The organism is Phytohabitans kaempferiae (genome assembly GCF_042433955.1).
GTDB classification, from domain to species: Bacteria; Actinomycetota; Actinomycetes; order Mycobacteriales; family Micromonosporaceae; genus Phytohabitans; species Phytohabitans kaempferiae.
Window position 1 is genome coordinate 20,282 of the sequence record NZ_JBHLUH010000023.1, and the last position, 26,428, is coordinate 46,709.

Below are 26,428 nucleotides of genomic sequence, written 5' to 3' on the forward strand. Positions count from 1 at the left end.
AACAGATTGGACACCCCCATGAAAATGATCCCCTTCGACACCGAAGCATCACGGACAGCCGTCACGGTCGGCGCGCAGCGTATCGCCGCCTACGCCGACAAACACGCCATCACCATCGACCCCAGCCAGTGCGAAGACCTCGCCGAACTACTGTTCGGCGACTACCGCGCCTTCCTCGCCGGCCTCACCCACACCACAGAACCGCCGAACCGGTAGCCACCAGCCTCGACGCAGACGCTAACGGTGGATGAGGCTCGACCTGCTGCCCGCCCGGCCGCTGGTACGCGGTTCGGGTGGGCAGTAGCGCCGACGGCCCGCCTACACCACTCTCGCCGATTCGTTACAGGAACGTAAGTCTGACAACGGCGTGTTCATGCTGGGCGTGAAGACCGTTGCTAAGCGTTACCGGTAATGCCGAGGGCGCGGGGATGGTCCGGAGTGACTTGCTACACAGGTTGAATGGTCAGGGTTACGGCGGTTCGGGCTGTCGCCGCCGACACGGCAACAGTGATCTAGCCACTACGGCGGCCGCTGCTACAGGACCGATGCGCCAACATCTGAAGGGCCAGCGTCCACCCATCGGCGACGGCCTCCTAGAAGGCGCAACCGGCGTGGGCTCCTCGACATCAGCCCGTCTGTTGGCCAGCCGCGATGGGACACCTTCCTGCTGGTCAGCTGACGACACCTCGCCGAACTCAGAGAAGGTCAACGAACCGATGAACGACACCGCCACCGACACCAGTCCCGAGGCCCTGCGCGCCCGTATGGTCGACCGCATTCTCGCCGGACACCAAATCGCGCCCGCGGTCGCGGCCGCCCTGCGACAGGTCGAGCGTCACCGCTTCGTCCCGGATGCCTCGGTCGGCGACGCGTACGACGAGCAGGCGGTCATCACCCACACCTTCCCCGACGGCACCCACCTCAGCTGCGCGTCCGGGCCTACCGTCGTCGCCGCGATGCTCAACGCCCTCGACGTCCAGCCGGGTCACCGAGTTCTTGAGATCGGTGCCGGCACCGGCTACAACGCCGCCCTCCTGGCCACCCTGACCGAGGCCGCCGGCACGGTCACCACGATCGACATCAACGCCGACGTGACCGCGGCCGCACGCCGCAACCTCGACAACACCGGCTACCAGGACGTCGCCATGATTACCGGCGACGGCGCGTTCGGTGCGGCCGAGCATGGGCCGTACGACCGGATCATCGTCACCGTGGGCGCCTGGGACATCCCACCGGCATGGTGGACCAACTCCTGCCCGGCGGTCGGCTCGTCCTGCCACTACGCTGGCGCGGCACGACCCGCGCGGTCGCGTTCGTGAAGCGCGGTGACCACTTCGAATCCGACTGGGTCTTCCTCTGCGGCTTCGTCCCCATGCTCGGCCAGCCCGGCGAACGCAACGCCACGATCGACCCCGACGGCTGGGTCACCATCCACTACGACGTTGACCAGCCGGTAGACGTCGAGGCACTGCAAGGCGTCCTCGAACGTGACAAGACCACCGTGTGGGCTGATGCCACCGTCCACGCCGAGGAACCCTTCGACCGCGTCTGGCTACACCTCGCCGCGGTACACGACGGCACCGCCCGGATCCAAGCCGGTCAGAAAGCGGTCGCGACTGGGCTGTGTACACCGGCGATCGCCTCCCGCAGCCCTGCTCTCGTGGATGGTGACTCGTTGGCCTACTTCACGATCCGCCGTACCGGGACCTCGGGACGATGGCAGCTCGGCGCGATCGGACATGGCCCTGCCGGCTACGAGCTCGCCGCGAATATCGTTGAGCAGATCGCAGCCTGGGATCAGGACCGCACCGCAGACCCGCACCTTGTCGCCTACCCAACCGGCACGCCTATGCCAGGCGATCAGGTTGGCAAGGTCATCGTCAAGCCCGACGTTAGCCTCGGCGTTCGGTTCTGATCCGGTGATTGTCAACCGTCTGACGTTTCGTCGCCAGCCGGAGAAAGTGAATGAAATCTTGGCTGGCGGGCCGTAAAGTCCCAGGTCAAGAAGGTGCTCCCCGCGCACGCGGGGATGGTCCCTTGCGGTATTGGTTGAACGCACCAACGGTTGCGTGCTCCCCGCGCACGCGGGGATGGTCCCTGGTCCTGGCCCTGATTGGCGCCATGTTCGCCGTGCTCCCCGCGCACGCGGGGATGCTCCCAGCACCTCGGCCAACACCACGCCGGGGATGGACACTGGCGGGATCCGACGGTATGCCCGATCCTTCCCGGTTCCTGAAGGAGGCCGATGGGGTGTGATCGTGGATCGGGCCGACGTTGCGAGGAGTACTCGTGGCCTCGGGAGAGTCATCCATCGAGGATGGTGATGATCTGTGAATTGCGTCGGTGGGGTGACGGTGGGTCATTGCTGGTGGTATGACTGTGGTCTATGCGGCCTGGGGAGGTAGTGCTCGCTGTCGATTGCGGCCGGGTGACTGCGGTTGCTGGGGTGGCGTGGTCGGGTGGTGGGTGGCTGCCGTTGCAGTGGGATGGGCGGCCTTGGTTGTCGAGTGCGGTTCACGTGTCGTCGGACAGGTCGATCGTGACGGGGGAGCAGGCGTGGCGGGCGGCAGCGATTGCCCCTGATGGGTTTGAGCCGTTCCCGCTCAGTCGGGTGGGCGAGGACCGGGTTTTGCTGGCCGGTATTCACGTGCCTGCGGTGGATCTCGTCGCGGCGACGTTGCGTCGCGTGGTGGGGGAGGCGTCGCGGGTCGTTGGTAGTGCGGTTCGGGATGTGCGGTTGGTGGTGCCGGCGTCTTGGGGTCCGCGGCGGTGTACCTGGTTGCGGCAGGCGGCTCGGCGGGCTGGTTTGGCGGAGGTCTCTTTGGTGGTTGCGCCGGTCGCGGTTGTGGAGCACCTGTTGGCTGCTGGTGAGCAGTTCCCGGTTGGGGCGTACCTGGTGGTGTGTGATCTGGGTGCGGGTGCTGAGGTGACGGTGTTGCGGCGTGGGCCGTCGGGGCTGGAGGTTTTGTCTACGTTGGAGGATCCGGAGGCCGGAGGGCATCGGGTCGACGATCTTGTTGTCGCGAGTTTGAACGGGTACCTGCCGGGCCGCGAGGTGGTGGGTGCGTCGGCGGGTGGTGTGCGGTGGCAGATGCTGGCGGCGGCGCGGGCGGGTAAGGAGAGTGCGTCGGCGTTTGCCACGGTGGTGGTGGAGCGGCCGGCGCCGTATGGGCCGATGGTGTTGACAGCTGGTCAGGTGGAGGCGGTGGCCAGGCCGGTGTTGGAGCGTGCGGCGAAGCTGACGGTTGAGGCGGTGGACGCGGCCGAGTTGTCTTTGGATCAGGTTTCGGCGGTGGTGCTCGCGGGTGGGGGCGCGACGATGCCGTTGGCGGCGCAGGTTGTTGGTGAGGCGGTTGGGCGTGCGCCGTTGGTGGTGGCCGAGCCGGGTACGGCCGCGGTGCGGGGCGCGGCCCAGGTCGGCATCGTCGGCGAGGCGGTTGCTGGCGGCGGGGCAGCCAGTGGCGGGACGGGGGTGCCGGCGTTTCGCCGGTTCGCGGCCTTGGGGGTGCCGGCGCTGGCGTCGGTGGCGTTGATGGTCGACTTTCTGTCGACGAAGGCTCGCAACGGCGGCGAGGAGAACTCGGTGTATCGGTACCAGTTCTACCGCCCGGGGTGCGGGGGTTCGGCCCGGGGGATTTCTCGCTGAAGGTCAACTGGGGTGAGTTGGCGATGGCGGGTTGCTTGGCGTTGGTGGCCTGCCTGTGTGCGGCGGCGTTGCTGGCTTCGGTGCTGCCGGCGAACGTGGGGATGCGTACCGGCGGAGGGTCGGAGGGTGTCGAGATCGGTGGCGGGCTGCTGGCCGCTTTGGTGATGGGGTTGGCGGTCGCGGGCCTTTACGCGGTGGGTGCGGCGGAGTACATCGTGGCGCCACCGGCGCCGTTTCTGAAGTGGACGCTGGTGCCGCTGCTGCCGCTGGCGTTGGTCGTGGTGGTGGCGGCTGTGGCGGTGGCCCGCTGGGGTAGACGGCCGACGGCCGGGTGGCGTGGTTGCGGTTTCCGATGAGTTCCGCGGCCGTGGCGGCGCTGGGCATGATCATCATCGAGTATTCGCACTGGCATGTGCTTTACAGTGCGGATTTCACGCGGGGCGTGGAGCGGTTCGGGGGTCTGCTGATCGGGGTGGGTGCCGCGCTGGTGGTGGCGCAGCCGTTGGCTTACCGGATCGTGGTGGCCGCGCCGCTTGGCGCCGCCACCGCGCTGATCACCAGTATCGACACGACCGGCGTTCTCGGGGTCATCTACGTGTTGGCGGTAATGGTGTGGTGGCTGCAACGGTTGTGGCACCTGGTCGAGCGTCGGCCGCTGGACTGGCAGCCCGATGGCTGACCAGTCCGTCGCTCGGCGCTCGTCCCAACCAAGCGTGGCCACCATCTGGCTCTTCGGCGGGCAGGCGTCGTGAGGCGCGTGTGGACGGTCGGCCTGGTGGCCTGGTTGGTCGGCCCGCCAGCGGTGTTGCTGTGGTGGCAGGGGTGGCCGCTGCCCGACAGTTGGTCCGGGCTCGGGCAGTGGCCGCGACGGTTGCTCGCGGGCGAGGCGGACGCGGCGGCGGTCGCCGGCTGGATCGTGTGGGTCCTGCTGACGTACGCGGCGATGGTCCACTTTGGTGGTTGGGTGCGCGACGCGGCGCGGGCGTTGCGGTCCGTGACCGGGCTGGTTGTGTTGCTGGTGGGGATGCCGGCCGGGTTGCTGTGGTGGGCGGGGATGCCTTCGCGATGGCCGACAGACCAGGAGGTGCGGCAGTGGGTGGCTGAGCCGCTCACCTGGTCCACCATCGTCGCCGGGACCGCGATCATCGGGTGGTTGTTCTGGCTCGCCTTGGTGTATGCGGTGGCTGCCGAGGTCGTATCCCGGTTGGGATCGAAGGCGCGGTGGCTGCCGCCGCTGTCGCTGCCGTCTCCGCTGCGGGCGCTGGCTGGTGGTGTGCTCGGGGCCGCCGCGGTCACCGCGACCACCTCGGCCGGCCACAGTGCCGCACCGGCGGCGGATGTCGCCGTGGTCGCCGCGCTCGAGGAGACTCCCGGGACGGCGATGCCTGCGGCGTCCCCGTCCGCCGGTCAGACGACCGCGCCGGCGGGGGAGGAGCGAGGCTCGCACGGCGTCGAGGTGGGCGGTGGGGTGACGCTGCCCGATGGCGGGTGGCTTCCCGCGCCGGTGGCCGACGCTGTCGCGGGCGCGGCGACGTGGGTGTGGTCACGCCGGCGCCGCCTGTACCTGCCGGGTGTGTTGGAGGAGTCGTCCCGGTCGGACCCGGACCTGCTGTCCAGGCCGGACAGTGTCCTGGCCATCCAGACCGCGCGGCAACAGCCGTCACCGTCCACCAGGAATACCGGCGGGGACGACAGTCTTCCCACGCGTCCGATACCGGCGGCCGACCTTGGGGAGCGGACCGGGCCGCCGCTGCTGGCGCGGGACCTGCCGGCCGGCGGTGTCGGGCTGACCGGTGCCGGTGCCCACGACGCGGCGCGCGGCATCCTCGCCGCCCAACTCCTACCGGGCAAGGCCGGCACCAGAGTCATCACCACGGCGCCGGACCTACAGCTGTTGCTCGGCTCGCCGACAATCCAGCAGTTCGCGCGAACCCCCGGGCTCGACATCGCGGACGACCTGGAGGGGGCAATCGGCCTGCTGGAACAGGCACTGCTTGAGACAGGCGTGCAATCGTCAGGTGCGTCCACACAGCAAGCACCGGCCGAGCCGGTCACCTTCCTGGCAACCGCCCCAACCGACGTCGGCCTGGCACGTCGCCTGGCCGTTCTGCTCGGGCTCGGGCACCAGCGCGGCGCGGCCGGGGTCCTGCTCGGCGAATGGACCATCGCGGCGACCTGGCACGTCGACGAGACAGGCCGAACCCAGCCCACGCAGGACACGGCCAGCCGGCGGCTGTGCGTGCTGACCGCCGCCGCGGCCACCGACCTGCTGGCCTTGTACCGGGCGGTGGCCGAGGAGCCGGACCCGAGCGGTCCCGCGCCTGCTCGCCGTGCGAGCCCTGACGCTGTCCCATCAGCCACTGCGGCGGTGCGTGCGGCCGCGCCCACCGCCGACGGCGGGCCTGCGGACGCCGGGAGCCGGCAGGTGCAGATCACGGTGCTCGGAGCACCGGTCGTCCATTGTGGTGGGATGCCGGTGGCGATCCGGCGCACCGCGGGTACCCAGATCCTGGTGTTCCTGGCCATCCACGCCGGCGGGGCGACGTCGGCCCAGATCACCGCGGCGATCTGGCCGCACCTACGGGCCCACACCGCGGCTGGCAGCCTCCACACCGCCGTGAGCGAACTACGCCGGACGCTCGACGACGCCGGCGGCGGCCGCGACGTCATCCAACGCGTCAACGGCCGCTACCAGCTCGACACCGCCCACGTGGACGTCGACCTGTGGCGACTGCGTACGCTGGTACGGGCAGCGACGAAAGCACGCGGACCAGCCGACCGGGAGCCGGCGCTGTGGGGGATCGTCGAGACGTTCACCGGTGAGCTAGCCGCCGGGTGGGACTGGCCGTGGCTCACCGCCCACCGAGAGGCGACCCGCCGCGACGTGCTCGACGCCTACACCGAACTCGTCGCCGCGCACCCGGACCAGGCGGCGTCGCTGCTGTCCGCCGCCGTCCGTGTCGACCCGATCAACGAACACCTACATCAGCGGGCCGTCGCCGCCCTGCGCGCGGCCGGCGACCACGCCGCCGCCAACGCCCTGGCCGTCCACCACGCGCGGCACCTGGCCGCCGCCGGCCTCCAGACATCGCCGATCGCCTACCCGGTACGCAGCGCCCAGCCCGCCTGAGCCAACCCGCTACGGACCGCGCGGGGTGGCCGAGTCCGCTGCGAGAAGGGCGCTGAGCTGCGGTGCAAGGCTCGTGTGAGATTCGGGTCAGAAAGGCGATCTCACACCCCGCTGGGGCAACGCACCGCTGCTCCTAGCGTCACCGGTGTCACCGACGTAGCCACCGCGGCGGCGTAGCCGGATACCGGCGAATCCCGCTCCGGGGGCGAACCAGGGGAGGGACCGGATGCGGCGTGCGATTACCTCGGTTGGATCCCTGGCCGGGTACGGGCTGCTGCTTGCCGTACCACCGGCGGTGTTGATCCCGATGGCCGGCTTTCCGCTGCCCACGACGCCACCGCACCGCAACCAGGTAGTCGCCTGGATCGCGGAGCCGCTCACGTTCACCACCATCAAAGCCGCCGCCGCGATCGTCGCCTGGCTGATGTGGGCGGTCTTCGCCGGCTCGGTCGTCGTGTACCTGTACGGCCAACTCGTACGCCGGCTCCGGCTGCCACGCCTGGCGATGCCCCGGCCGGTGCAAGCCATGGCCGCCGCCGTCCTCGGAGCGACCGCCGCCACCACCGCCAGCGGTGTCGCCGCAGCGGCGCCACCAGCGGCGGCCGGCGCGGAACCCGCGACCGGCCAGCCCGCAGCCGACCGCCTGAGCGCGGCAAGCTTCGTCGCCCCCGAGGTAGTCGACCATCCCGAGGAGCAGTCTGCCGACGGGACGGCCGGTACAGGCGCCCGGGCGCATGGCTTCTACACGGTGGCCGAGTCCGACTGGCTGTGGGCCATCGCCGGCCGCTTCCTGGGAGACCCGCAACGGTATGACGAGATCGCCAAGCTCAACGCCCAACTTGAACGAGCCGACCCCCGCTTCCCCGACCACATCGAACCCGGCCAACAGCTGCGCCTCCCCGCAGAGGCACGCGACCGCGGAACCCGCCCACACGCCAAAGGCACCACCACGGCAGCAGCCGACGCCGCCAGCCGACCACCAACGCCAAAGACGGAGACGACCAGCCCACCCACCCGTCCGCCGCACCCGGTCCAGCCCGAAGGCCCGCCCGCGACCGAATCCGTACCCCGGCCACCCGAACGCGGCGGCAGCATCGGCGCCGACGAACTCCTCGCGGTCACCGCCGTGCTGGTCAACGCCACCGTGCTGGCAGCACTCATCCGGTACCGGCTTCACCAACGCCGCCGCCCCCGCCCCAACCGCGCTCGCCCCCAGCCGCCGCCCACCAGTGCGGCAATCCAGAGCGCCGGCACCCTGGACGTCGAACGCATCGACCGGGCGCTGCGGGCACTGCCGCCGACGCTGCGGCACCGCGAAGACACAGCGATGCCCGACATCGTCGCCGTCTGGGTCACCCACGGCGACATCAACCTCGTCCTGGCCCAACCAACCCCAGCGGCCCCGGCCCCCTTCATCGCCGACAGCACAGGCACGACCTGGTCGCTCCCACGACAGGCCAGCCTCGGCCCCAGCGACGGCCCCGCCCCGCTACCGGCCCTGGCCACCGTCGCCGCCAACAACGACGGCCACCTGCTCATCGACCTCGAACGCACCGGCGTCCTGGCCATCAACGGCGACCGCGAACGTGGCACCGACCTACTGCGCTACCTGGCCGCCGAACTCGTCACCAACCAATGGAGCGACGACATGGAGATCGTCCTGGCCGGCTTCGATGCCGCGGACGCCGAACACATCGCAGCACTCGGCGGCTCCCGTATCACCACCGCCGGCTCCGTCGCGGCCGCCATCGCCCAAGCCCACGACGATGCCGGAAAGAACGCCGTCGCAACACAAGACAGCGATGAGGGAACCACCTGCGCCAGGCGTGTCCGCGGCGGCGACACCGGCAAGCCTCACGTCCTGCTGATCGCCGACCCCGCCGGAAACGAAGACGCCCTTCGCGTCCTCAGCCAATACCTCGCAAGCGCAGACGGACGCGCGGTAACCGTCGTGGCGTCCGCCGCCATACCCACCACCTGGCAGGTCACGGTCGCATCGGACGGCACCCTGACGATCGACTGGCTCGACGCAGACGACCTCACCGCAAGCCGACTACCAGCCACTCAGCTCGCCGGGATGGCAGCCCTCTTCAACAGGGTCCGTACTGACACGCGACCAAACACCACGGACCCCGAAGACCAGACCACAACCGGCAGCCAAAGGCCGGCTTCCGGCCACGACAGCGACAGTCCACTCCTCGCCATCGAGGCACCGCCACCCGCGCCGGTCGACACAGGCCCGTCGCGGCCCGTCCCGGACCAGACTGTGGTGCCACCGCGAGCGCTGCTCCCACCAGACGCGTTCGCCGGGGAAAACCGCACCACTGTCACGAGAAGCGGCCAGAGCGAACCAGATCTCGAAGCCGACCTGAACGACTGGTACAGCCCAGAACCGCACCGGCCCCGCATCGCGATCCTCGGCCCCGTACACGTCCAAGCGCCAGGCGAGCCACCAGACGAACGGAGGCGCTTCTACTCCGAGATCATCGTCTACGTCGCCCAACGCGGAGAACGCGGCGCGACAGGCGAGCAAATCGACGACAACCTCTGGCCGCAGCAACAGGTCAACCCCTGAACCCGCAGGGTCGCACTCAGCAAAGTCCGCCGCTGGCTCGGACGCGACGCCGCCGGCCAGCCGTGGCTACCGCCCGGCAACAACCGCGTCTACCGCCTCCGACCCGGGATCCTCACCGACTGGGACCTGTTCCAACGACTCCGCACCCGCAGCGAGACCCACACCGGACCCGAACGGGTAAGCGACCTACGACGCGCCCTCGAACTCGTCCGCGGCGAACCGCTCACCAGCGCAAGCTCCTCGTACCTCACCGGACAACGCGTCCCGTACAGCTGGCTACCCAACAGCGACATCCAGCCAGTCACCCTGACATCAGCGATCATCGACACCGTCCACGAACTCGCCGACCTCAGCCTCGAAACCGGCGACATCCCCACCGCTCGATGGGCAATCGAACGCGCCTGGACCGCAGATCCCAACCGCGGCGACGACCGCACCTGGATCGACGCCATGCGCGTTGCCCACGCCCAAGGCAGGCTCGCCGAGCTACGCGTTCTCCTCACCAACCTCATCCAAGCCCGTGGCGCCGAGGTCGCCGAAGACCTGGCCCCAAACACCTACACCGCCATCCAACAACTAACCGAAGACCCACTGCACGTTCGATGAGCTGTCGGCGATCTCCTGGGTCTCCGTATCCGCCCTAACCTGGGCCGGCTAACAGCTGTGGCTGCGCCTTCTTGAGAGGTATCGCGCATAGCTCCGCGGCACCGGTACGAGCTTCCGCGCCGACCACTTGTCATGGGTGACGGTCACTCCAGTGGACCCTGGAAGAACATCGACGAACATTTGCTAGGCCGGCGGGGCGGGGCACCACCGTCGCCGGCACGGCGGTGAAGTGCACGCACGCTGGCCGGTCACGCCTGCTGGGTGGCTGTGTCGTGCAGGTGGCGTGCAGCCGCGCGGTCGGTGCCGTTCACCCGCGTCCGACACGCGGGACAGCCACGTCGAGTCGGCTCATTTTCCGAGTTCAGCGGCCCCGAGTCGCGGTCTTGGCAACTCGTTCACTGGATATTGACACGCCCGAAACACGGTTATACGCTCGGCGCAATACGTACGATCGTTCGCTATGCGAACACCAGGAGATGTGGATGAGACGTCGCAACTTCCTCTACGGCGCCAGCTCCTCCGGGCTTCTCGCTCTCGCCCCGCTGGCGGCGATCGCGTCACCTGCTTCCGCCGCGCCCAAGGGCGCCCCGGCCTCCCGGCCGGGCGGTCCCACCCGCCGCCCACCTCAGATCACCTGGACGATTTTCTCTCGCCACCTGCAGTGGCTCACAACTCAGGCATACGCCCACCAGTACCCCTACGAGACTGGTGTGCTTGTGGGTGAGGCCGCTGCCGAGATGGGGTACGCCGCCGTCGATCTGACGGTCCGTCCCGGTGGTCACGTCGAACCCGCGGCGGTCCGGCGGAACCTGGCCCCCATGCTGCGTGGCGTGCGGAGCACGGGTGTGCGCTGCGCGCACATCACCACCGGATTCACCAGCCGGTCGTCCGAGTACGCCGACGAGGTCCTCACCACTGCGGCTGACCAGGGCATCCGCTACTACCGCTGGGGCAGCTTCAGCTATCGGTGGGACGCCGACGCCTACGGCGACACCGTCCTTGCCCAGCTTGAGGACCTACGCAAGGAGGTCCGCTCGCTGGCCGTGCTGAGCCGGCGGCTCGGCATGACCGGGATCTACCACACATTCTCCGGCGGGCGGGTGGGCTCCTCCGTCTGGGACCTGCTCCACCTACTGGACACCATCGATCCCGACGCCCTCGCGATCAATTTCGACATTGGTCACCTGGTCGCCGAGGGTGCAGTCGGTTCCTGGCAGACCAACCTGCGTACAGCCTTTCCGAGGGTGCGCGGCGTCGGCCTGAAGGACTCCACGGTGACCCGGGCGGCGAACGGCGCCGTCCGCGCCGGCTGGGTTCCCGCCGGCCAGGGCTTCGTGCCCTGGGTCGACTTCTTCCGCGTCCTGCACGACGGCGGCTTCTCCGGGCCCTGCGAGGCCCAGATCGAGTACGTCCACCAGGGCGTCAACCTGAACACCACCTTCTGGGCGGACACCCCGTCGTTCACCCTGTCCCGAGCCCAGATGCTCGGCACCATCGCCACCGAACTCTCCGTGTACCAGGCCGCCGCGTCGGAAGCCGGCTGGACCGCCACGGAACAGCACTGACCAGTTCGCGGGAACCCCCCCGTCCCCCGCCGCCTCTCCCCGCTGATCCGCCGCGCCGATCCGATTGCCGGCAGGGCAGGGGACACCCTTTTCCGAGCCGTCCCCACCTTTTCTGGGGCCGATGGTCGTTCGCGGCCAGAAATGGGGTAACACGTGTCACAGATCGATCGCCGGTCACTTATTCGCGGGGCGTCGGCCGTTGCCGTCGGCGCAATTGTCGCCCCGACGATCGCCACCGGAGCCACCGCAGGCGGAAAGCCGAAGCGGCGGGAACCGGCCGCCGCGCTCGCCCGCTTTGATACCCCCGGCGACGCCGACTTCCCCAAGGTCGGCGGGAACCTGGGCAACCAGAACTTCACCCGGCTGGACGGGATCCACCGGGGCAACGCCAAGCGTCTCGGTGGCGCCTGGTTCAACCGCATCGAGGACGGCCTGGCCTCGGGCAACAGCCAGAGCACCGCCGTCGCGGTCGGCGGTGTGCTGTTCATCGAATCGGCCCTCGGCAACGTCTTCGCCGTTGACGGCGCCACCGGCGCCACCAAGTGGAAGTACACCCAGACCGGCGGAACGCTGGTCCGCCGGGGCGTGGCGGTCGGCGAGGGTCTGGTCTTCACCCAGGGACGCACCAACCGGGTCATCGCGTTGGACCAGCGGACCGGCGAGGTCGTCTGGGACCGGCAGTTCAGCGGTTACGGCAACGTGGAGAAGGTCGCCGTCACCTACCACGACGGCGTCCTGCACATCGGCACCAACGACGGAACGCGCGGCGCCGCGCTGGCCGTGCGCGCCAGCGACGGGGAGAAGCTCTGGCACTTCTGGGGTACCCCCGAGCCGGGGGAGTTCGGCAGTGACACATGGGAGGGCGACAGCTACCTGGTGGGTGGCGCGACCCCGTGGATGCACCCGGCCGTAGACCCCGAACTCGGGCTCGTCTACTGGACGTTCGGCAACGCGCGGGGCCGCAACGGCGCGCAGGACGGCTCCGACCGCGGCGGGCTCAACCTGTTCGCCAATTCGATCGTGGCCCTGGACATCAAGACCGGGCAGTACCGCTGGCACTTCCAGTCGGTGCACCACGACATTTGGGACATGGACAACGTGATGGCCCCGGTCCTGGTCGACGCGAAGATCAAGGGTCGCAAGCGCAAGCTGGTCATCTACGGCAGCAAGACCGGCATGTACTACATCCTCGACCGCACCGACGGCTCGGCGCCGCTGGGCATCATCGAGACCCCGGTACCTCAGGAGCCACGGCAGAAGACGTGGCCCACGCAGCCGATCCCGGCCCAGGGCCCGTGGATGGCGACCGAACTGGTGGACCAGCCGCTCGGCACCGCCATCCCGGGCGAGCCGAACCGCGCGGTACCGAACTACACCCACGGTCCGCTCTACACCCCACATTGGGACGAGCCGATCCTGTCCATTCCCGGCACCGGCGGCGCCGCCGACTGGAACCACCAGTCGTTCAGCCACCGCACCGGCCTGGTCTACACCGCTTACGGGTATGTCTCGTCAGCCCACGCCCGGGTCGGCACCGGCTCGGTGGGTCTGCGCCCACCCGGCCAGTACATGACCGGCGGGATCGTCGCGGTCGACCCGAGCAGCAACAAGGTCCGCTGGCGGCGGCGGATGCCGTACGCGATGGCACACGGCAACGGCATCCTCACCACCGAGTCCGACCTGATGTTCATCGGGCAGCCCGACGGCTTTTTGCTCTGCCTGGACGTCCACAACGGCCGAGAGGTTTGGCGTTTCCAGACCGGGGCGGCGATCAGCAGTAGCCCGATCATGTACGAGGCGAACGGTGAGCAGTACCTGGCCGTCTTCGCCGGCGGCACCTCCCTGCCCTTCGGCAACAGCGCACCGCGCGGGGACTTCCTCTGGGCCTTCAAGATTGGCGGAAAGGTTCCGCCGGCACCCGCGCCACAGCCCCCGGATGTACGGCGCGCGGTCTCCGGGGGTGGACCGGTCGAAGGCTCGGTGGTCAACAACACCGTGGTGCTCGGCCGCACCTACAACGTCGCCACCGGTCAGGTCGGCACTGTCGAGTCGACCAGCGACGCCGCCGTCGCCCCCACTCACCTGCGGGTGCCGGTCGGCACCACGGTCACCTTCGTCAACCCCGCCGACAACCAGAATCCGCGCGGCGCGACCCAGTTCTTTGAGGGGTTGTTCAATCGGACCCTGCAGCCCGGCGAGTCCTTCCGGTACACGTTCCGCAAGAAGGGCGAGTACTTCTTCAACGACACGTTCGACCCACGTCCCACTGGAAAGATCGAGGTCTACTGATGCGCGCGACAGGCAGTGGGGTTTCGTCCCGGAGTTGGAAGCGGTTCGGCCTGGCCACGCTGGCAGCGGCGACGGCCGCCACGCTCGCCGTGACGATCGGCCTGCAGAGCGGCGCCGCCTCCGACAAGGGCGGGGTCGCCCGCTACGACGACGGGATCGCTGACTACGGCGTGTGCCGGGGCACCGACCCGTCCTGCTACAACGACTGGGACACCGTGTTTCGCAACGACGGCCAGCGGCGGGTGCTGGTCTACACCGCCACCGGCACCTCCCGGCACGCCCACCTCGGTCCGCTGCTCGGCCCAGGGATGAACCCGCCGCTGACCGCGGCCCACGTCGCGCAGAGCGCGGTGGTCCAGTGGGGCCAGGAGTACGGCTTCAGCGTGGACTGGACCGAGGACGTCACCCAGCTGAATTCTCCGGCCCGGCTGCGCAGCTACGACGCTGTCATCTTCCTCAGCAACTCGCGAACCATCCTCGACGATGCGGCGCAGACGGCGCTGATGCAGTACATCCGCTCCGGCGGCGGCTTCGTCGGCATCCACAACACCCTCGGCGCCATGTACCACTGGCCGTGGTTCCAAGGGCTGCTCGGCGGTACCCACTTCTACGACCACGGCCCGCACCAAGAGGGTGAGGTGGTCGTACTCAACAAGAAGGACGAGTCGACGAAGACCCTGCCGCGCAGCTTCAACTTCAAGGACGAGTGGTACAACCTGGAGCCTTTCCCCAGCCACGTGCGGTTCCTCGCCGCCGTCGAGGAGAAGACCATGCTGCGCGGCACGAAGGGCAGCAACGGGCACCCGGGTCACGGCAAGTTCCACCCGGTCTCCTGGTGCCAGTACTACGACGGCGGACGGTCCTGGGTGACCAGCCTCGGGCACGACAGCGCCGCCTGGAACGACACCCCGTTGGCCGGCGACACGTTCTTCAAGGAGCACGTCGTCAACGGCATCCTCAGCACCATGGGCGCTAAGCCCTTCTGCCGTTGATCTGACGGGCGTGGGGCCGGCACCCGTACGAGTGCCGGCCCCACGCCCTTTCCGCTGTCGGTGCGACGACCGCACCGCTGACGACCCGCACCGTCCCGTCCCCTCGGCTTGCCGATTAGCCAGCCGGGCCAGGGCCTGGACCTCAGACGAGACGGAGTGATAATGGCCGCGGTGGCTCAGCTGCAGGGGCAATCCGACGTAGTTCTCGGCGAGGTTGGTCGCCGCAGTCGGCGAGGAGACGATGTGCTTCAACGGCGCGCGCTGCAACTGCTGCTCGAACGCGTCATGCTGCGGAAGCGGTGCGGCATCGATGTCATCCATTAGGAGAAGCTGCACCCGCGAGGTCCGGCGCAGGCAGGTGGCCGAGTACTCGTCGAGCCCGGTCGCGTTGCTGGTGCGGTACCAGTGGGCCATCACGCCGGTCAGCACATGCACGTCGTGGAGCGGTTCGAGGTTGTCGTGGACCTTGAGGTTGAGGTCCTTGGCCCCGGTCAGCGGCACGATGTGCGCGGCGTCCCCCGCGAGAAACAACCGGCCGTGCCGCATGGCCCGCACACGAAGCTCCGCATTGGCACGTTGGACTTCTCCGGGATCGGCCCCTCGTTGATCCTCCGGTCGCCGTGCCCCGATCCGGGTGCCGAGTTCGTCCCAGATGCGCTGGTCCGGCCACTCGGCGGCGTTCTCGGTCGGATCGACCTGGAGATAGAGCCGGTTGATCATCGGCGACCGGAGGCTGGCCAGCGCGAAACCCCCGCTCGTGGTACGCGTAGGTCAGCTCGTCGGCGGCGGGCGGGGCAAGCGGCGAGAATGCCGAGCCAGCCGAACGGGTACTCGCCCTGCAGGAATCGTGCCGACGCGGCAGCAGGCCACGCGCGATTCCGTGGAAGCCGTCGCAACCGGCGACGAAGTCGCACTTCAGTTCCGTCAACCGCCCGTTGTTGGTGAACCGGAGCGTGGTGTCGGGCTCTCCAACGTCCAGCACGGTCACCTCGTCGGCCTCGAAGTACACCTCGCCGCCGGAGGCGAGCCGCGTCTCGGTCAGGTCCCGGGCGACGTGCTGCTGTCCGTAGGCGGTGATGGCCCGTCCGCCGGTCAGGTCGCTCATTGGGATGCGATGCGCGACGCCGTCGAAGAGCAGTGTGATGCAGTGATGCGGCAGGTCCTCGCGGTCCAGCCGGCGGGCCAGCCTGATCTCGCGCAGCAGGTCGACGGTGCTCTGCTCCAGCACGCCGGCGCGAACCCGCTGCTCGACGTACTCGTGGCTGCGGCGCTCCACCACCACCGAGTCGATGCCCTGAGGGTGCAGCAGGTGGGACAGTAGAAGTCCGGTGGGCCTGCCTCCACGATCGCGACCTGGGTATGCACCTGTCCTCCTCTCCGAGGGCTGACGTCCTGCAAAAGCGCAGCACCGGGGAGACGGGCCCGGGCGGCAGCCGGCCGTCCTGATCTCGCCGGGCTAGCCGGCGCCGGCCTCTTCACGCAATACGCGCGCCGCGACGCCGTACGCCGCGTTCGCGGCCGGCACACCGCAGTAGACGGCGCACTGCAGCAACACCTCCTTGATCTCCTCGGGGGCGAGGCCGTTGCGCAGCGCCGCCCGGATGTGCATCGCCAGTTCGCCGAGATGGCCGTGGGCGACCAGCGCGGTCAGCGTGATGCAGCTACGGGTACGGCGGTCCAGGCCCGGTCGGGTCCAGATCTCGCCCCAGGCGTACCGCGTGATCAGGTCCTGGAAGTCAGCGGTGAACCCGTCGGTCTCGGCGACGGCCCGGTCGACGTGGGCGTCGCCGAGCACCTCCCGTCGGACCGCCATCCCCTGCGCGTGGCGTTTGTCCATCACTCCTCCAGAAAGTGCTCGGCCAGCAGCGCGGTCACCCGTGCCGGTCGCTCGATGTTGGCCAGGTGCGCTGCGCGGTCCAGGATCGCCAGCCGTGCTCCGGGCACGGCGTCGGCGATGACGCGGGCGTCGCGGGGCGGGGTGGCCGGGTCGTCCGCGCCGGCTACCACCAGAGTGGGGGCGGTGATGTCCGGCAGCAGCGGTCGCAGGTCCATGGCGGCGATGGCCTCGCAGCAGGCCGCGTACCCCTGGCTCTCGCCTGCGGCCAGGTCCGCGACGAGTGGCGCCACCACCTCGGGGTGACGGTCGGCGAAGCCGGCGGTGAACCACCGGCCGAGCAGGATGTCGGTCAGGCTTGCCGTGCCGTGTGCCCGGACCTGGGCGGCCCGGGCCAGCCAGGCGTCGGCGGGCGGCAGATACGCGGCCGTGCAGAGCAACGCGAGCCGGGCGATTCGCTTCGGCCGGTGCGCGGCCAGCCACATGCCGACCATGCCGCCGAGCGAGAGACCGGCGTAGTGCACGCGGTCCAGGTCGAGGTGATCGAGGAGTTCCACCACGTCGGCGCCCAGGTCGGCGATTCCGATCGACCCGGGTGGGGTGGGTGAGCGGCCGTGCCCGCGGTGGTCGAAGGTCACCACCCGCATCCGCTGGGACAACGCGATGACCTGGGGACGCCACATCGCCCGGGTGGTGCCGAGCGAGCCGCCGAGGACGAGCACGGGAGCGTCGGCAGGCCCGGTCACCTCATGGGCGAGCGGCACGGTACGCCTCCAGCGCGTGGTCGATGAGCTGCCCGGCCGCTTCCGGTACGCCGGGCGGGTCGGTGGTCTGTGTCCCGCTCGCCTGCCCGGCCACGGTGGCGCGCATCCGCGCGGCGTCGACACGCAGCGAGTCTGCGGCGGTCCGGGCGTGCCGGGCCGCCGCCGCGGTCAGCCGCAGCAGCGAGGTGACGGACGGCCACTCGGCCTGCCAGCGGCCGGCGGAGCGCTGCAACTCGACCGGTTGGCTCGCCAGGATGGTGGCGACCGCGCCCGGCGCCTGGTGTGCGCAGGCGATGACCAGCGTGCAGAGGGCGGGGTTCCGCTTGTGCGGCATCGCCGAGGAGCCGCCGGGTGCCCCCTCGGTCACCTCGGCCACCTCGTTCTGCGCGAGTAGGACGACGCCGGTGGCTATGGTGGCGAGCGCGCCGCAGACCGCTCCGAGCGCGGTACCGAGGTCGACGACGGGTCCGCGCCGGGTGTGCCAGGGCAGGGCCGGCACCGGCAGCCCCAGGATCTCGCCGAGCGCGGTGGCCATCCGAGGACCGTGCGCCCCGAGCGCGTCATGGGCACCGACCGCACCGCCGTACTGGAGGGGCAGCCGATCGCGTGCCCGGGCGAGCCCGCTCGCGGCCTCCGCCACCCCGGCCAGCCAGCCCGCGCAGACCAGGCCGAAACTGGTCGGCACTGCCTGCTGGAGCAGCGTTCGGCCGATCTGGACCGTGTCACGGTGCCGGTCGGCGAGTTCGGCGAGCCGGTCGCCGAGCGCCCACAGGTCGTCGAGGAGCGGGACGAGGCACCGGCGGGAGACCAACACCAGCGTGGTGTCCATGACGTCCTGGCTGGTAGCGCCGAGATGCACTAGGCGGCGGGTCGGTTCCGGCACCCGGGCCCTCAACTCCGCCACCAGGGGCACGACCGGCGAGGCCGAGGCGACCGCCTGCCGGCTCAGGTCGGCGGCGTCGAACCGCTCCGGTAGGCAGGCGGCCTCGATCTCGGCGGCGCGATCGGGCGGGATCAGCCCGGCGGCCGCCCCGGCCCGAGCCAGCGCGGCCTCGACGCGGAGCATCTCCCGGAGCCAGGCATGGGAGTCGGTGGCCGAGATTGCCGCCGGCGTAGAGAACAGGGTGTCAAACATCGAAGAATACGGTCTCGGGCTCGCCCCGGAGCCGGATGTCGAAAACGTATCCGTCGTCGGCGGCGACTGCGACCAGGGTGGCCCGGCGGGCCGGATCGGGCAGAGTCGTGAGCACCGGATCGGTGGCGTTGGCCGGTTCGTCGGGGAAGTACAGCCGGGTGACCAGACGGTCGAGCAGACCTCGGCCGAAGATGGAGAGGTTGATGTGCGGCGCCTCGGTCCCACCGTCCGGAGTGGGCAGCGGCCCGGGTTTGACCGTGCGGATCCGGTAGACGCCGTTCTCGTCGGTGGGGCAGCGGCCGAATCCCCGGAAGCCGTACACCGCTCCACGCGGGTCGTCGGGATGCGCGAACCTGCCGTCCTGGTCCGCCTGCCACGTCTCGACCAGGGCGTCCGGCACCGGCGCACCGTCACCGTCGACGATCCGTCCGCTGATCACGATCGCTCCGGCCGTCTCTGCCGGCACCACGTCCGGCCCGTCGGGCCAGGGCAGACCGATGTGCAGGAACGGACCGACGGTCTGGGACGCGGTCAGCTCAGTCCTCATGCGGTTCCTCCATCGGCGTCGCCGAGCGGCCGCGCAGCACGACGTCGAACTCGTAGGCGAGGGCCCAGTGCGGCACGGTTGCGTCCAGGTCGAACCGGCAGATCAGCCGCTGCCGGGCCTTTTCGTCGGGGATCGAGTTGGCGATAGGGTCGAGCGGGATCAGCGGGTCGTCCGGGAAGTACATCTGGGTGACGAGCCGCTGGGTAAACGCCCGGCCGAAGAGCGAGAGGTGGATGTGCGCCGGTCGCCACGCGTTGTGGTGGTTGCCCCACGGGTAGGCACCCGGCCGGATGGTGACGAAACGGTAGCGGCCCGCCTTGTCTGTGAGCGCCCGACCTACTCCGGTGAAGTGCGGATCCAGCGGCGCCGACCAGGTGTCCCGGGCGTGTCGGTAGCGTCCGGCCGCGTTCGCCTGCCAGATTTCCACGAGGGTGTGCGGCACCGGTCGGCCCTCGCCGTCGAGCACCCGGCCCTGCACGATGATCCGCTGGCCCTGCGGCTCCCCGCCGGCAGCCGCGGTGAGATCGGCGTCCGTCTCGGTCACCCGGCCCTCGCCCAGCAGCGGGCCGGTCACCTCGGTCAGGTTGTGGGGGAGCAGCACCAGTGGCTGGGTCGGTGCCCGCAAGAGGGTGGATCCGTAGCCGGGACTGGCCAGCGGCGGGTGCAGGCCGCGGGGACGCTCGTACGAGGGCAACTCCAATGGGCTCATCAGCCGATTCCTTCCAGGACGACGGCGAGACCCTGACCGACACCGATGCAGATGGTTGCGAGGCCGTAGCCGCCGCCACGACGATGCAGCCGCCATGCCAGGGCGCCGAGAATGCGGGCACCCGAGGCACCCAGTGGGTGGCCGACGGCGATCGCCCCGCCGTCCGGGTTGACCAGTTCGGGATCGAGTTCCGGCCACTGGGCCAGACAGGCCAACGACTGGGCGGCGAACGCCTCGTTCAGCTCCACGTCGACCAGGTCGGACCAGGCGATGCCGGCCCGGGCCAGAGCTGTTCGCGACGCAGGCACCGGACCGATACCGAACAGGTGCGGCTCCACGCCGGCGACTGCCCGGGACACGATCCTGGCCAACGGTCGCGCGCCGACGCGTCGGGCGCCCTCCTCGCCGCCCAGGAGGATCGCTGCGGCTCCGTCGTTGAGGGGCGACGAGTTGCCGGCGGTGACCGTGCCGTCCGGCCGGAACGAGGTACGCAACCGTGCTAGGGCGGCCAGCGAGGTCTCCGGCCGGATCGACTCGTCGGACTCCAGCGGAACCCCGGCGACGGGTACGACCTGGTCGGTGAGCCGACCGGCGGTCCACGCGGCGGCAGCACGCTGGTGGCTGCGGAGCGCGAAGGAGTCCTGTGCCTCCCGCGAGATGTCGTACTTCTCGGCCAGGATCTCCGCACTCTCGCCGAGTGCGATCGTCCACTGCTCCGGCATCAGCGGGTTGACCATCCGCCAGCCGAGGGTGGTCGAGTAGGCGGTGTGGTGTCCACGCGGGTAGGGGGTCTCTGGCTTGGGCAACACCCAGGGCGCGCGGCTCATGGACTCGACGCCGCCGGCTATCACCAGGTGGGCGTCACCGGCCACGATCGCCCGGGCACCGTCCATCACGGCCTGGAGACCGGAGCCACAGAGCCGGTTGACCGTCGCTCCCGGCACCTGCGGCGGCAGCCCGGCGAGCAGCGCCGCCATCCGGGCGACGTTGCGGTTGTCCTCGCCCGCCCCGTTGGCGCAGCCGAGCAGCACGTCGTCGACCCCGGCGGGGTCCAGGTCCGGATGCCTGGCCAGCAGGTCGCACAGCACCCCGGCGGCGAGGTCGTCCGGTCGGCAGCCGGCAAGTGCTCCACCGTACCGGCCGATCGGGGTACGGACGGCGTCGAGCACGTAGACGTCGGTCGCGCTCATGCCGGCGTCCGATCGAGGTCCGGACGGGTGTCGTCGGACCCCGCGACCTCCGGCGCCTCCTCCTGCGGTGTGCCGGCGTTGCGCTTGGCGGCCTGGATCTGCTCGTAGACGTGGGTACGCAGGCTGGTGAAGCGCGGGTCGGCCCGGGTGGTCAGCTGATCGCGCTCGTCCGGCAGGTCGATCGTGAGCTGCTCCTGTACCACGGTCGGCGAGGAGGACAGGATCAGCACCCGCTGCCCGAGGTAGACCGCCTCGTCGATGTCGTGTGTGATGAACAGGACCGTTACCCGCAGCTTGTGCCACAGGTCCCGGATCAGGTCCTCCAGGTCGGCGCGCGTCTGGGCGTCGACCGCCGCGAACGGCTCGTCCATGAGCAGCACGCTGGGCTCGTACGCGACGGCCCGGGCGATCGCCACCCGTTGCTGCATCCCGCCGGACAGTTGCCATGGATACGCACGGTGCGCGTCGGCGAGCCCGACGGCGGCCAGGGCGTCGTGTACGAGTTCCCGGCGGCGCGCCTTGGGCATGCGCTTCTGCCGCAGCGGCAGCTCCACGTTGTCGTATACGTTCATCCAGGCAAAGAGGCTGCGACCGTACTCCTGGAACACCACCGCCATGCCCGGCGGCGGTCCGTCCACCGGACGGCCGTTCAGCCGGACCTCGCCAGAGGTGGGGGCGAGAAGTCCGGCGACGCACTTCAGGAGGGTCGTCTTGCCGCAGCCGGAGGGACCGACCAGGCAGGCGAGCTCACCGGCCTCAAGCGAGAAGGTGAGGTCCCGCACCGCCTCTACCCGGCGTTCGCGGCCCTCGTAGACCTTCTGTAATCCTCGAACGTCAAGCATGGTTTTCCTTTCCTGGCAGTGCCGTCCGCGCGGGTCGACACCGTCGTTCACGACGACCGTTGCGTGCGCCGCAGCCCGTGGTACCAGGCGAGCGCCCGGGCCTCGACCGCCCGGAGGACGAGCGAGAGGGTGAAGCCGAGCAGACCCAGCAGAAGGATGCCGCTCCACATCTCCGAGATGGCGAAGGTGCGCTGGAACTGGACGATGGCGAAGCCGAGGCCGTTGCTAGCGGCGAACATCTCACTGATCACCATCAGGATGATGCCGATGGAGAGCGCCTGCCGGGCGCCAGCGAAGATCTGCGGGCTGGCCGAGCCCAGCACCAGGTGACGCAGTCGGCCGAAGCCCCGGATGCCGTACGAGCGGGTCGCCTCGGCCAGCACGCCGTCGACGGCGCGGACCCCCTCGACGGTGTTCAGCAGGATCGGCCAGATGCAGCCACAGACGATGACCAGCACCTTCATCCCGTCACCGATACCGGCGAAGAGCATGATGACCGGCACCAGCACCGGTGGCGGAATGGCCCGGAGGAACTCCAGCACCGGCTCGGTCGCCGCGCGTACCCGCCGATAGGAGCCGATCACAACGCCGAGCCCCACGCCCAGTGCCAAGGCGGCCAGGTAACCGACGGCGAGCCGGGCGACACTGGGAAGCACGTCGTCAGCGAGCCGACGGCCGGTCCAAACCTCGCCGAAAGCCTCCAGGATGGCGCTCAACGGGGGAAAGTAGAAGTTCTCGCTGTCGGCGGTGGCCAACCACCAGGCGGTGAAGATCACCGCTGGCAGTCCCACGATCAACCCGACCTGGCGAGCTACCCGGATCACAGGACGACCTCCCCACGGACGGACTGGTGCCAGGACAGTACGCGTCGCTCCAGCAGCCGCACACCGACGTTGATCAGTACGCCGAGCAGACCGGTCACCGCCACGAGTGCGTACATCGCCGGTACCGCGTTGCTGGTCTGGGCCACCGCGATCCGCGAGCCCAGCCCTGGGGTGCCGATGATCAGTTCGGCGGTGATGGCGAGCACCAGTGCCACCGCGGCGGCCAGCCGAACCCCGGTCATCACGTACGGCAGAGCAGTCGGCCACAGCACATGACGAATGCGTGCCCACCGGTTGAGGCCGTACGACCGGGCGGTGTCGTCCGCGACCGGATCCACGTCCTGCACTCCGTAGAGCACCTGGATGAGCACCTGCCAGAACGAGGCGTAGACCACCAGCAGCAGCGTCGAGCGCAGGTCGGTGCCGTACAGCAGCACGGCAAGCGGGATCAGCGCCACCGACGGGATCGGTCGGAGGAACTCGATCGTCGAAGCGGTGACCGCGCGCAGGTGCGGCACCACGGAGATGAGCACGCCCGCCGCGATTCCCGCCGCGGTGGCGATCGCCAGGCCGAGGATCCAACTGGTCAGGGTGTCGCTAACCGCGACCCAGAACGCCGGTTCGACGACCTCGGCGGCGAGTGCCTCCACGACCCGACTGGTGGGTGGCAGGTAGTCCGCAGAGACCACTCCCACCCTGGGGAGCAACTCCAGCACGCCGAAGAAGACAGCCAGTCCGGCCAGGCCGTAGCCGAGGGTGGTGCCGGATCGGCGACGCGGCGGGCTGACGCCGCTGGCGGTCAACGCGCCGGGGACGGCGACGGCCGAAGTCGTCCCGTCCCCGGCGGAGTCGGACATCGTCATGAGAACAGCTTGTCCAGCTCGGGAGCGCTGCCGAAGAGACCGTCCTGCTGGCCGAGTCGGGCCAGCGCCTCCAGCGAGGCCCGGTTGTACTCCGCCGGCCACTTCGGCAGCGTCAGCGCCGCCACGGTCGCCGCGTCGATCTGGGTGTACGTGCCGATGATCCGCCGGACCTCGTCCGGGTTGCTGTCCGCGTACGCCAGGGACTCCTGCATCGCCTCGACGAACCGCTTGACCAGATCCGGGTCCTCCTGGGCCAGTTTCGCGGACGTGAAGTACAGCGCGACGGTGAGGTCGGGTGCCACGTCGACGAAGTTGGACGCGATGACCCGGCCACCCTTGGCCTTGACAACGGAGAGTGATGGTTCGACCACCCAGGCGGCGTCCACCTGGCCGCCGTCCAGCGCGGCCGGCATCTGCGGGAAACCGATCTCGACGAACTGCACGCCGCTGGGATCCCCGCCGTCCTTCCGGACCGACTCGCGTATCGAGGTGTCCCCGATGTTCTTGAGCGTGTTGACCGCGACCTTCTTGCCAGCGAGGTCCTTGGCCGACTGAATCGGGCTGTCGGCCCGTACCACGACCGCGCCGAAGTCGGCGCCAGGCTGCCCGGTCGAGGCCACCCCGTTGACCACGGCCTTGATCGGCACGTTCTCGGTCTGGGCGATCATCAGGGACGTCACGTTGCTGAAACCGAACTGGAACTGGCCACTGAGCACGCCGGGAACGATCGCCGCCCCGCCCTGCCCGGTCTCCAGAGTGAGATCAATGTTCCGGTTGCTGAAGAAGCCCTTCTCCTTACCCAGGTAGATGGGCGCCACGTCGACGATCGGGATGACCCCGACCTTGACGCTGGCAGGACCGTCGTCGCTTGCCGTAGTTTCCGACGAGTCCGACGAACCGCAGGCCGCGCTGGCGACCACGAGGATCGCGGCAACCGCGAGCCTGGTTGCGAGACGACGCATGAACCCTCCCTAGATGAGCTCAAGCCACGTGCTTAATCCGCACGGCTGTTCTCACAGGGAACGTACGGGGCTTCTCGTGTTTGGTCAACGACTCATTTCGGGGTCGTTACGACACCGTGCCCCGTGCATATACCGCCGCCCACGTGCATGTTTGACGGTCGTTGTTCGCTACCCGTACTGTTGCTATCCAGCGAACCGATGTTCATATAGCGCACAAAGGAGGGCTTGGGTGGGGGAGATCGCGAGTCTGCGTGATGCCGTCGCGGCCTTGGTCCACGACGGCGACGTCGTGGCGTTGGAAGGATTCACCCATCTCATCCCGGTGGCCGCCGGCCACGAGATCATCCGCCAGCGCCGCCGAGACCTCACCCTGGTGCGGATGACGCCGGACATCATCTACGACCAGATGATCGGCGCCGGCTGCGCACGCAAGCTGATCTTCTCCTGGGCGGGCAATCCAGGGGTGGGGTCGCTGCACCGGTTCCGCGACGCCGTGCAGAGTGGCTGGCCGGCGCCACTGGAGATCGAGGAGCACAGCCACGCCGGCATGGCGAACCGCTACGTGGCCGGGGCGTCCGGGCTTCCGTTCGCGGTGCTGCGCGGCTACTCCGGTACCGATCTCGTCGGACTGACCGACACGATCAAGCCGATCACCTGTCCCTTCACCGGGGAGACCCTGACCGCGGTGCCCGCGCTCAACCCGGACGTCGGTATCGTGCACGCCCAACGGGCGGACCGGTCCGGAAACGTCCAGTTCTGGGGCATCACCGGAGTGCACAAAGAGGTGGTCCTCGCCTCCACCCGTTCACTGGTCACTGTGGAGAAGATCATCGACCGGCTGGAGGACCGTCCGGGCGCGGTCGTCCTCCCACACTGGGCGGTCACCATGGTGGCCGAGGTGCCGGGCGGTGCTCACCCCTCCTACGCCCACGACCACAGCGACCGGGACAACAACTTCTACGTCGCCTGGGACGCCGTCAGCCGAAACCGCGAAACGTTCCAAGGATGGCTCGACGACACCATGTACGGGGCGACCAGCATGGATGGAGGTACGCCGAGATGACCTTGGAAGCTGCCGAACAGCCGTCGTCGCCGACCCTCGCCTGGACCGGCGAGGAGATGATGATCGTCGCAGCGGCACGGGCGCTGCACGATGGCGCTCGCTGCTTCGTCGGCATCGGCCGCCCCAGTGTCGCGGCCAACCTGGCACGCCGTGTCCACGCACCCAACCTGGTGCTGGTCTATGAGTCCGGCACCATCGGCTCGAAGCCCACCCGCCTGCCTCTGTCGATCGGCGACGGCGTACTGGCCGAGACCGCCGATACGGTGGTTTCGGTGCCGGAGATGTTCAACTACTGGCTTCAGCCCGGCCGCATCGACGTCGGTTTCCTCGGTGCGGCCCAGATCGACCAGTACGGCAACATCAACACGACGGTGATCGGTGCCGACTACCACCATCCGACGGTGCGACTGCCGGGCGCTGGTGGCGCGCCCGAGATCGCCGCCTCCTGCCGCGAGGTGTTCGTCGTCGCGCGACACAGCCGCCGTGCCTTCGTCGAGCGCGTCGACTTCGTCACCTCGGTCGGACACGGCCAGGGGCCGGGCGACCGGGAGCGACTCAACCTACGCGGTCGCGGGCCGGTGCGCGTGATCACCAACCTCGGTGTGCTGGAGCCCGACCCGGTCACCCGCGAGCTGACCCTCACCCAGCTGCACCAAGGGGTCACCGTCGAGCAGGTGCGCGCCGAGACCGGGTGGGCGCTACGCGTGGCCGACCCGCCGGAGACCGTAACGGCACCCACGCCGGTCGAGCTCGCAGCCCTGCGCGCACTGCAGACGACGGCCGGACCTGGCTCCGACCAGGGTTGATCGCTGGCCCGCCCACGGAACCATCAGATGCGGCGGGCCACCGGCGCACGCCCGGCTACGCTAATCCGATTAGCAGGACAGCATGG

24 protein-coding genes and 1 pseudogene are annotated in these 26,428 nt (G+C 69.5%); 14 read left to right on the plus strand and 11 right to left on the minus strand.

Annotated features, from left to right (window positions below):
• Nucleotides 1–24 precede the first annotated feature (24 nt).
• The 12 genes from ACFFIA_RS15220 (at nt 25) to ACFFIA_RS15275 (ending at nt 15,127) form a co-directional block, all read left to right on the plus strand.
• On the plus strand, nt 25–216 hold the full coding sequence (locus tag ACFFIA_RS15220) for a hypothetical protein (protein ID WP_377251337.1): 192 nt from the start codon (nt 25–27) through the stop codon (nt 214–216).
• A gap of 500 nt (nt 217–716) precedes the next feature.
• Nucleotides 717–1,319 (plus strand): methyltransferase domain-containing protein, encoded by a 603-nt coding sequence (locus tag ACFFIA_RS15225; protein ID WP_377251339.1) that lies wholly within the window; start codon nt 717–719, stop codon nt 1,317–1,319.
• Nucleotides 1,316–1,915, plus strand: a complete 600-nt coding sequence (locus tag ACFFIA_RS15230; protein WP_377251341.1) for a class I SAM-dependent methyltransferase — start codon at nt 1,316–1,318, stop codon at nt 1,913–1,915. The genes ACFFIA_RS15225 and ACFFIA_RS15230 overlap by 4 nt, the downstream gene beginning before the upstream one ends.
• A gap of 624 nt (nt 1,916–2,539) precedes the next feature.
• Complete coding sequence (locus ACFFIA_RS15235; protein ID WP_377251343.1) at nt 2,540–3,646, plus strand: Hsp70 family protein; 1,107 nt, start codon at nt 2,540–2,542, stop codon at nt 3,644–3,646.
• Nucleotides 3,647–3,681: 35 nt separating this feature from the next.
• Nucleotides 3,682–4,002 (plus strand): hypothetical protein, encoded by a 321-nt coding sequence (locus ACFFIA_RS15240; RefSeq protein WP_377251345.1) that lies wholly within the window; start codon nt 3,682–3,684, stop codon nt 4,000–4,002.
• The gene (locus tag ACFFIA_RS15245; RefSeq protein ID WP_377251347.1) at nt 3,999–4,325 is read left to right on the plus strand and encodes a hypothetical protein; all 327 of its coding nucleotides are present in this window, start codon (nt 3,999–4,001) and stop codon (nt 4,323–4,325) included. Before ACFFIA_RS15240 ends, ACFFIA_RS15245 begins: the two co-directional genes overlap by 4 nt.
• Before the next feature lie 69 nt (nt 4,326–4,394).
• Entirely contained in the window at nt 4,395–6,776 is a 2,382-nt protein-coding gene (locus ACFFIA_RS15250) for an AfsR/SARP family transcriptional regulator (RefSeq protein ID WP_377251349.1), read from the plus strand.
• A 526-nt stretch (nt 6,777–7,302) separates the two neighbouring features.
• The gene (locus tag ACFFIA_RS15255) at nt 7,303–9,351 is read left to right on the plus strand and encodes a LysM peptidoglycan-binding domain-containing protein (protein ID WP_377251351.1); all 2,049 of its coding nucleotides are present in this window, start codon (nt 7,303–7,305) and stop codon (nt 9,349–9,351) included.
• Nucleotides 9,352–10,439: 1,088 nt separating this feature from the next.
• Nucleotides 10,440–11,522: a sugar phosphate isomerase/epimerase family protein gene (locus ACFFIA_RS15260; protein WP_377251353.1), complete on the plus strand. Its 1,083-nt coding sequence runs from the start codon at nt 10,440–10,442 to the stop codon at nt 11,520–11,522.
• 153 nt (nt 11,523–11,675) lie between these two features.
• Nucleotides 11,676–13,811, plus strand: coding sequence for an outer membrane protein assembly factor BamB family protein (locus ACFFIA_RS15265; protein ID WP_377251355.1), 2,136 nt, complete (start codon nt 11,676–11,678; stop codon nt 13,809–13,811).
• Complete coding sequence (locus ACFFIA_RS15270; RefSeq protein WP_377251357.1) at nt 13,811–14,803, plus strand: ThuA domain-containing protein; 993 nt, start codon at nt 13,811–13,813, stop codon at nt 14,801–14,803. Before ACFFIA_RS15265 ends, ACFFIA_RS15270 begins: the two co-directional genes overlap by 1 nt.
• Nucleotides 14,804–14,974: 171 nt before the next feature.
• A complete protein-coding gene (locus ACFFIA_RS15275; protein WP_377251359.1) occupies nt 14,975–15,127 on the plus strand; it encodes a hypothetical protein in 153 nt (50 codons plus the stop codon).
• Nucleotides 15,128–15,196: 69 nt separating this feature from the next.
• Here the strand turns inward: ACFFIA_RS15275 and ACFFIA_RS15280 are convergent.
• The 11 genes and pseudogenes from ACFFIA_RS15280 to ACFFIA_RS15330 all read right to left on the minus strand — a co-directional run.
• Nucleotides 15,197–16,085: pseudogene (locus ACFFIA_RS15280) on the minus strand (FAD-dependent monooxygenase); the annotation flags it as partial.
• A 174-nt stretch (nt 16,086–16,259) separates the two neighbouring features.
• The gene (pcaC, locus tag ACFFIA_RS15285) at nt 16,260–16,640 is read right to left on the minus strand and encodes a 4-carboxymuconolactone decarboxylase (protein ID WP_377251361.1); all 381 of its coding nucleotides are present in this window, start codon (nt 16,638–16,640) and stop codon (nt 16,260–16,262) included.
• On the minus strand, nt 16,640–17,401 hold the full coding sequence (pcaD, locus tag ACFFIA_RS15290; RefSeq protein ID WP_377251363.1) for a 3-oxoadipate enol-lactonase: 762 nt from the start codon (nt 17,399–17,401) through the stop codon (nt 16,640–16,642). Before pcaD ends, pcaC begins: the two co-directional genes overlap by 1 nt.
• Complete coding sequence (locus tag ACFFIA_RS15295; RefSeq protein ID WP_377251365.1) at nt 17,385–18,536, minus strand: lyase family protein; 1,152 nt, start codon at nt 18,534–18,536, stop codon at nt 17,385–17,387. Before ACFFIA_RS15295 ends, pcaD begins: the two co-directional genes overlap by 17 nt.
• Nucleotides 18,529–19,083: a protocatechuate 3,4-dioxygenase subunit alpha gene (pcaG, locus tag ACFFIA_RS15300; protein ID WP_377251367.1), complete on the minus strand. Its 555-nt coding sequence runs from the start codon at nt 19,081–19,083 to the stop codon at nt 18,529–18,531. Before pcaG ends, ACFFIA_RS15295 begins: the two co-directional genes overlap by 8 nt.
• Nucleotides 19,073–19,792: a protocatechuate 3,4-dioxygenase subunit beta gene (pcaH, locus tag ACFFIA_RS15305; RefSeq protein ID WP_377251369.1), complete on the minus strand. Its 720-nt coding sequence runs from the start codon at nt 19,790–19,792 to the stop codon at nt 19,073–19,075. Before pcaH ends, pcaG begins: the two co-directional genes overlap by 11 nt.
• Complete coding sequence (locus ACFFIA_RS15310; RefSeq protein ID WP_377251371.1) at nt 19,792–20,982, minus strand: thiolase family protein; 1,191 nt, start codon at nt 20,980–20,982, stop codon at nt 19,792–19,794. The genes pcaH and ACFFIA_RS15310 overlap by 1 nt, the downstream gene beginning before the upstream one ends.
• Entirely contained in the window at nt 20,979–21,824 is an 846-nt protein-coding gene (locus ACFFIA_RS15315) for an ABC transporter ATP-binding protein (RefSeq protein ID WP_377251373.1), read from the minus strand. Before ACFFIA_RS15315 ends, ACFFIA_RS15310 begins: the two co-directional genes overlap by 4 nt.
• Before the next feature lie 47 nt (nt 21,825–21,871).
• Nucleotides 21,872–22,648 carry an ABC transporter permease gene (locus ACFFIA_RS15320; RefSeq protein WP_377251375.1) on the minus strand — a complete coding sequence of 259 codons (777 nt, stop codon included), beginning with the start codon at nt 22,646–22,648 and terminating at the stop codon, nt 21,872–21,874.
• Nucleotides 22,645–23,511 carry an ABC transporter permease gene (locus tag ACFFIA_RS15325; protein ID WP_377251377.1) on the minus strand — a complete coding sequence of 289 codons (867 nt, stop codon included), beginning with the start codon at nt 23,509–23,511 and terminating at the stop codon, nt 22,645–22,647. Before ACFFIA_RS15325 ends, ACFFIA_RS15320 begins: the two co-directional genes overlap by 4 nt.
• A complete protein-coding gene (locus ACFFIA_RS15330) occupies nt 23,508–24,473 on the minus strand; it encodes an ABC transporter substrate-binding protein (RefSeq protein WP_377251379.1) in 966 nt (321 codons plus the stop codon). Before ACFFIA_RS15330 ends, ACFFIA_RS15325 begins: the two co-directional genes overlap by 4 nt.
• A 229-nt stretch (nt 24,474–24,702) precedes the next feature.
• On the opposite strand from ACFFIA_RS15330, the gene ACFFIA_RS15335 reads away from it, so the two are divergent.
• Nucleotides 24,703–25,536: a CoA transferase subunit A gene (locus ACFFIA_RS15335; protein WP_377251381.1), complete on the plus strand. Its 834-nt coding sequence runs from the start codon at nt 24,703–24,705 to the stop codon at nt 25,534–25,536.
• The gene (locus ACFFIA_RS15340; protein WP_377251383.1) at nt 25,533–26,342 is read left to right on the plus strand and encodes a CoA-transferase subunit beta; all 810 of its coding nucleotides are present in this window, start codon (nt 25,533–25,535) and stop codon (nt 26,340–26,342) included. Before ACFFIA_RS15335 ends, ACFFIA_RS15340 begins: the two co-directional genes overlap by 4 nt.
• Nucleotides 26,343–26,428 lie beyond the last annotated feature (86 nt).